The sequence below is a fragment of the Paenibacillus sp. P2(2022) genome (genome assembly GCF_029522175.1).
Taxonomy (GTDB): domain Bacteria; phylum Bacillota; class Bacilli; order Paenibacillales; family Paenibacillaceae; genus Paenibacillus; species Paenibacillus polymyxa.
Genome location: NZ_JAKWFI010000004.1, coordinates 370,532 through 378,314, shown reverse-complemented (window position 1 = coordinate 378,314; position 7,783 = coordinate 370,532). Strand labels below are relative to the sequence as shown.

Below are 7,783 nucleotides of genomic sequence, written 5' to 3'. Positions count from 1 at the left end.
GAGCCGTATGAGAAACGCACTCATTCAAAACATTTATCCATTGACACCCATGCAGGAGGGGCTTCTATATCACTCCATTTTAGACGAGCACTCAGAAGCATATTTTGATCAAACGGTCATTACCATAAATGAACGGTTGAATGCAGAGACGCTGAAGGAAAGCTTCCAAACCCTAATTGACCGTTATGATGTGTTACGGACTGTGTTTGTTTATAAAGAAACAGACCAACCGTTACAAGTCGTGCTGGCTAATAAAGAAGCAACGATTGATTATAGAGACATTACAGAATTAAATGAAGCAGAACAACGTTTATATGTTGATAATTTTACGATTAATGATCGGAAAATGCGTTTTGATCTTGAAAAGGATCTCCTGATTCGGATAAGTGTTCTTGCATTAAGTGATACAAGCTGCAAAATGGTTCTGAGCTTTCATCACATCATTATGGATGGCTGGTGTATTGGTACCATTGCGAAGGATCTGTTCCAAATTTACAGAGCTTATTCCATTAAGCAGAAGCCAGAATTGGACGCTGTATTTCCGTATAGCCGATATATCAGTTGGTTAGGGCAGCAAAATAAGAAGACAGCTCTTGCTTATTGGGAACAACAATTATCAGGTGTGGAAGAGCAAAGTGGCTTACCTCTTAGCAGCAAGTCAACTGAGGATGGAAGCTACAAGCTGAACAACCATATTTTTACCTTGGATGAGCAGTTAACCCGTAGTTTGGAAATGATAGCACAGCAAAATCAGGTAACCTTAAGTTCTGTATTTCACGGGATATGGGGTCTGTTGCTGCAAAGATACAATGACACCAAGGATGTGGTATTTGGTTCCGTTGTTTCCGGCCGTCCAGCTGAGCTGGAAGGGTCGGAGAAAATGGTTGGATTATTTATTAATACGATTCCTGTACGTATTTGTCATAAAGAAGCACAAACATTTTCTCAAATAATTAAACAATTTCAGCAGAACATGATGGAATCGGGGAAGTACCATTTTCTATCCTTGGCTGATATCCAGATGCTAACCCCACTGGGTAAGAGCTTGATCCACCATATCATAGCGTTCGAGAACTACCCAATTACTGAAGAGCTTGCGGGTGGAGAAGGAGAACAGCTTGTTTCAATTGTGGAAACCGAAGGTTTTGAGCAAACGAATTATGATTTTAATATTGGAGTCATTCCTGGTAAAGAATTGAAAGTAAAGTTCGGCTATAACAGTATTGCTTATCAAGCTTCAGATATTCAAAGAATTGAACTGCACCTAAAACAAATAGCTGAACAGGTAGTCTCTAATCCGCACATGGATGTGGACGATATTGATTTGCTTTCTGGCGAGGAAAAACACAGAATCCTGCGAGATTTTAATGATACAAATGCCTTGTATCCTCAAAGTCAAACGATTCAACAGCTTTTCGAAGAGCAGGCGGCACTGACGCCGAATCGTTTGGCAGCAGCATTCGCTGATGGGCGGTTAACTTATCTGGAATTGAACGAACGGGCTAATCGATTGGCTCGCGTCTTGAGGATGAAAGGGGTGCAAACTGGCCAGATTGTTGGGATTGCAGCCTATCGCTCACCGGAGATGCTAGTCGGGATCATGGCTATTCTTAAGGCAGGGGGGGCTTACTTGCCAATCAATCCAGAGGATCCTCTGGAACGAATTCAATATATAGCGGGTAACAGCGGAGCTTCCATCCTGCTGGTGCAGCAGGAAATCCAATCTACACTGAAGGATCTTTCACAGAATATCAGCGTGCTTGCGATCGGAGCAGACTGGGCAACTGAAAAAACTAATCTTGAACCTTACAGTGGGCCGGAGGATGTAGCTTACGTAATTTATACTTCCGGTTCTACAGGTAAGCCTAAAGGGGTTATGATTCGTCACACCTCTATAGTGAATCGACTTCATTGGATGCAAAAAAAGTATCCGATTGGTGTGGACGATACCATTTTACAGAAAACACCTTACACCTTTGATGTTTCTGTATGGGAACTATTTTGGTGGGCTATAGCCGGAGCTTCAGTCTACTTTCTTCCACCTGATGGGGAGAAGGATCCCAAGCTACTGGTGAACACGGTGGCAGAGCAGAAAATTACAACCCTTCATTTTGTACCTTCCATGTTGTCTGTTTTTTTGGAGTATGTTGAGCAGCACCAAGCAGAGGGAAAACTCAGCAGTATTAAACGAGTTTTCGCTAGCGGGGAGGCACTAACAGTAAAGCAAGCCAGACGGTTTAATACTCTGCTTCGAAAGCCGAATGGCACAACTCTGCATAATTTATACGGACCAACAGAGGCAACAGTGGATGCAACATGGTTTGATTGCCCGGATGGAGATGATTTGCAGAGTATTCCAATCGGTAAGCCGATTGACAATAACCGGTTGTACATTTTGGATCAGGAGGGGAGACTGCTTCCTGTCGGTATTCCGGGGGAACTTTATATTGCTGGTACAGGAGTAGCCCAAGGCTACATTAATCAACCTGATCTAACGGACGAAAGATTCACAGATAGTCCCTTCGTTATCGGAGAGCGCATGTATAAAACAGGGGACTTGGCAAAGTGGCTTCCTGACGGCAATGTGGAGTATCTCGGAAGAACAGACCATCAGGTGAAAATTCGTGGATATCGTATTGAGACTGGAGAAATCGAAAAGGTCCTGCTCTCTCATCATGACATCAGAGAGGCCGTTGTTCTATCTAGAAAAGACCAAGAGGACGAAACGTATTTATGCGCTTATATTGTGTCTGACCGTGAACTCTTAACACAGGAAATACGATCCTATTTGAAAGCGTCTCTACCCTTGTATATGGTACCTGCTCATCTAATACAGATTGCTGCGATACCTCTTACGACTAATGGAAAGGTGAACCGAGGAGCGCTTCCTGAGCCCCATCATGTGATTCGGGAGCAGGGGTTTGTAGCTCCTCGTACAGATACAGAAACTCGTCTAGTACGTTTGTGGGAGGATATTCTGCATGTGAGCCCAATAGGTGTACACAGCCATTTTTTTGAACTGGGTGGACATTCGCTAAAGGCTACAATACTGATCGGGAAAATTATTCGAGAATTCCAGGTCGAGTTGCCTATGCGTGAAATATTTGAGTATCCAACTGTGGAAAGCATGAGCAAACTCATTGAACGTACCATCGGGAGAGGGGCAGGTACATTTACCGAAATTGCTCTACTTTCTGGTCAAACCTATTATCCGGTTTCCTCCTCGCAAAGACGTCAGATGATACTGCATCAACTTGAAGGAGCGGAACTGGTTTACAATATGCCTTCTGTCATGCTCGTTCAAGGCCATCTGGATCAGGAGCGGTTGAAAATGGCATTCACCACTCTGATTAACAGGCATGAAGCATTGCGCACTTCATTTTCATGGATCAACGGAGAGCCGGTTCAAAGCGTACATGACGAAGTAGAATTTGAGTTGAAGATTCATAGTCTGACCAGCAAAGAGGATATAGAGGAACAGCAAATAGAAACGGTGCTAAGTGAATTCGTCCAACCGTTTGACCTGAGCCGTGCCCCTTTATTAAGAGGCGAGCTGATTCCGTTGACAGAGAACCAAAATATGCTGCTGGTTGATTTGCACCATATTATTTCGGATGGCGTTTCTATGTCTATTATTATGGATGAATTTGTAAAATCGTATGATGGACAAGCACTTCCGCCTCTATCCGTTCAGTACAAAGATTATGCTAGCTGGCATAATGAGCAAGTAAATCATGGATTTATTAAAGATCAGGAATCCTACTGGCTGGACATCTTTAAAAATGAGCCACCTGTACTGGAGCTACCAACGGATTTTCCAAGACCGTCTATTCAAAGCTATGAAGGTAACACGGTATCTCGAATCCTGGGCGATGATATAACAGAGCCACTTCATAAACTCGCAGCTGAAACTCAAAGTACATTATTCATGATTTTACTGGCTGTATATAACGTTGTTTTGTCCAAGCATGCACGACAAGATGACATTGTCATCGGTACGCCGGTTGCTGGGAGGAGACATCCAGATACGGAAAAGATCGTCGGCATGTTTGTCAATACGTTGGCACTGCGTACTAGCCCTTCATCGGAGAAGAGTCTTTCTGCTTTTTTGGATGAAGTTAAGGAAGCGGTTTTATCTGCTTTTGAGCATCAGGAATATCCCTTTGAGCAATTGGTCGAAAAGCTTGCGCTACGGAGAGATGTGAGCCGAAGCCCGATCTTCGACACCATGTTTGTTATGCAAAATACAAAAGGGCAACCCCTACAATCTAGTGGGTTGGAATTCAAACCGTTTCCGTTCAATCCAGGTGTTTCCCGATTTGATTTAACCTTGAGCGCGGAAGAAACAGGCAGCTACCTTCATTTAAATTTGGAGTACAACAGTGCTTTGTTCCAAAAGGATACTGTTGAACGCTTCTTGGATCATATGGTGGTGGTGCTAAGGTCTTTTGTAGCTCATAGCACACAAACGATAGGTGATACAGATTTATTAACAACGGTAGAAAAAGAAGTGATTTTGAAGAAATTCAACGGGACGGCTGCGCCTTATCCAAGGGAGAAGACGATTCATCAATTGTTTGAGGAGCAGGTGGAGCGAACACCGGAACATCCGGCAGCCCTATACCAAGATCGGCAATTGACGTACCGGGAGCTGAATGCCCAAGCGAATCGGGTGGCTCACGTCCTGCGGAAGAAAGGCATCGGACCCGACCAGATGGTGGGCATCGCAGTTCATCGATCGCTGGAGATGATCGTCGGCCTGCTGGGGATTTTGAAGGCAGGCGGGGCGTATCTGCCGTTACATCCAGAGGACCCAGAAGAACGGCTGGGATTCATGCTGGAGGATAGCGGGGCATCTATCCTGCTGACCCAGCGGGATCAGTTGGACCGCCTTCGTCCGCACGGAGCCGACCGCGAGCTGATCGCTATCGAAGATTTGCTGATGGAGGGGATGGAGCTTATAGGAGAAGAATGCGAGAAGAACCCGGAACCTGTTAACCGCTCGAGCGATTTGGTGTACGTGATCTATACGTCAGGCTCCACCGGCAAGCCGAAGGGGGTCATGATTGAGCACGCTTCACTGATCAACCGGCTGCACTGGATGGAACAACGAATTCCGTTTGGAGCGGAGGATGTGATCCTGCAAAAAACGCCTTATACCTTTGACGTATCGTTGTGGGAACTGTTCTCGTGGGCGATTCAGGGAGCGACAGTATGCTTTTTGGAGCCGGGAGGCGAGAAAGACCCAGCAACGATAGCCGAAACGGTGGAGGCCAACGGGGTAACAGCAATCCATTTTGTGCCATCCATGCTGGGAGCGTTCCTGGAGTATATCGAGCACAGCGGAGCCGCCGGGAAAATGCGGAGTGTACGGCGAGTATTTGCCAGCGGGGAAGCGCTGATGACAGAGCATGTCCGCCGGTTTAACCGTTTGCTGGGGACCGAAGGAGCCACGCTGCACAACCTGTATGGACCGACCGAAGCAACGGTAGAGGTGGCGTATTATGACTGTCCTGCGGAACAGGAACCGGAGAGTATTCCGATTGGGAAGCCGATTGATAACGTGAAATTGTATATTTTGGACCATAAAGACCGATTGCAGCCAATAGGCGTACCGGGCGAGCTGCACATTGGAGGGGACTGCGTAGCCCGAGGATATGTGAATCGGAAAGAACTGACGGAGGAGAAGTTCGTAGAAGATCCATATACGTCAGAGGGACGGATGTACCGGACGGGAGATTTGGCGAGATGGCTGCCGGATGGAAACATTGAATATATGGGTCGGATTGACCATCAGGTGAAAATTCGGGGCTACCGGATCGAACTGGGTGAGATTGAAGCGGCAATACTGGCCTACGAAGGGGTCCAAACGGCAGTAGTGCTTGCTCGTGATGACCGTTCTGGGGGAAGTTATTTATGCGCCTATGTTGAACATGCCCAGGAGTTCAATATACAAGCATTAAAGGCTCGTATTAAAGAAGTTCTACCCGAGTACATGGTGCCTGCTTATATCGTATCTATGGAAGCTATGCCTTATCTATCGAGCGGTAAGATCGACAGAAAAGCATTGCCTGAGCCCGATCACAGTCTGTCGATTGAGGTAGATTATATTTCTCCTTCCAGTGAGGTTGAAGCGTTGATGGCCGAAATCTGGCAAGAGGTTCTTGGCTATGCTCCTATCGGAACGAATCATAACTTTTTTGAATTGGGCGGAGATTCAATTAAAGCTATTCAAATTTCCACACGTCTAAGTAAGCACGGATATCGTATGGAAATTAAGGACCTTTTCCGCCATCAAACCATAGGTAGCCTGACTCCGGATCTAAGAGCAGTCAGTGTTCAAGCCGAACAAGGGATTATTGAAGGAGAGGCTGAGTTATCGCCTATCCAACGATGGTTTTTTGAGCAAAAGTTTACGGAATCGAACTATTGGAACCAGGCTGTTATGTTGTATAGCCAAAAGGGATGGAAGGAAGAACTGGTCGATCAGGTGTTGTGTAAGCTGACAGAGCATCATGATGCCTTACGAATGACATATACAGCGAGTCCGGACAGAATCACTCCCGTCATTCATGGTACGAATCGAAAGGCATATGCTCTTACTGTTCTGGATGTAAGCCATGAGGCATCCATTGAAGAAGCAATCCAAACCCTTAGCGAAGCGATTCAGCGGCGTATGAATTTGGAAGAGGGTCCACTTGTGCAAGCAGGGTTGTTTCACACGGCTCAAGGGGATCACTTATTGCTCGCGATTCATCATTTGGTGGTAGATGGAGTTTCTTGGAGAATTCTATTGGAAGATTTGGAGCAAGGGTATATGCAGGCGCTTAATAATGAAGAAATTCTCTTCCAGGCGAAGACCCATTCATGGAAGGACTGGACCCATCGCCTGGTTGATGATGCAAAGGGTGCGCGTCCAGCTCGTTACAAGCGTTATTGGGAGAATGTGATCCGTCATGCCAGTAAACCGCTTCATAAAGACTATCCGGCCACTGACAGAAGAGGGAAAGACCTGAAAATCTGCAGCGTAAGGCTTTCCAAGCAACAAACAGATTGTCTGCAGAAGGATGTACACAAGGCTTATAGTACGAATGTAAACGATCTACTGTTGACAGCCTTTGGACTGGCATTGAGAGACTGGACTGATAATGATGAATTCACCATTTTGCTGGAAGGACACGGACGGGAACAGATCTTTGATGATATAGATATAACCAGAACGGTCGGCTGGTTTACTACGATGTATCCTATTCATCTGGATATGAAGCATAATGCAGATTTAGCTTACCAAATTAAGCTGACCAAGGAAGCGTTGCGACGTGTTCCTAATAAGGGCATTGACTTCGGAATTCTGGAATATATGACCTTACACGATTTGAAAAGTACTAATCAGGGACATTTTGCACCTGAAATCCGGTTTAATTATCACGGCCAGATTGATTCAGGCTCCGTTGCGCCTTTATTTGTCGAATCAAAGTATTCTCCGGGCCGGACAGTAAGTGAGGAGACCGAGACACCATTTGTGCTTGATATTAATGGCAGTATCGAACAGGGGATATTAACCCTCGGGATTGAGTATAGCAGTCGTGAATATGCTGAATCGAGTATTCAAAAATTGGGAAATTTCTTGCAAAGTCGTTTGCTAGAAATTATTGAGCATTGCTCTGAAAAGAAGGAGAAGGAATGGACTCCCGCAGATGTGAGCGATGATGAGAATCTTTCAATTAACGATTTGGATGAGATTATGGCCTACTATAAAAATAATACATCTTCCTAGGCGGTG

General features: G+C 45.5%; 1 protein-coding gene. It reads left to right on the top strand.

What is annotated here, in order from left to right:
* Positions 1–7: 7 nt before the first annotated feature.
* On the top strand, positions 8–7,777 hold the full coding sequence (locus tag MMB75_RS16080; protein WP_031462961.1) for a non-ribosomal peptide synthetase: 7,770 nt from the start codon (positions 8–10) through the stop codon (positions 7,775–7,777).
* Positions 7,778–7,783: the final 6 nt, after the last annotated feature.

Bases quoted from the DNA above. Each gene is read 5' to 3' on its own strand.
- MMB75_RS16080 (WP_031462961.1), top strand. From the start codon at position 8: ATGAGAAACGCACTCATTCAAAACATTTATCCATTGACACCCATGCAG.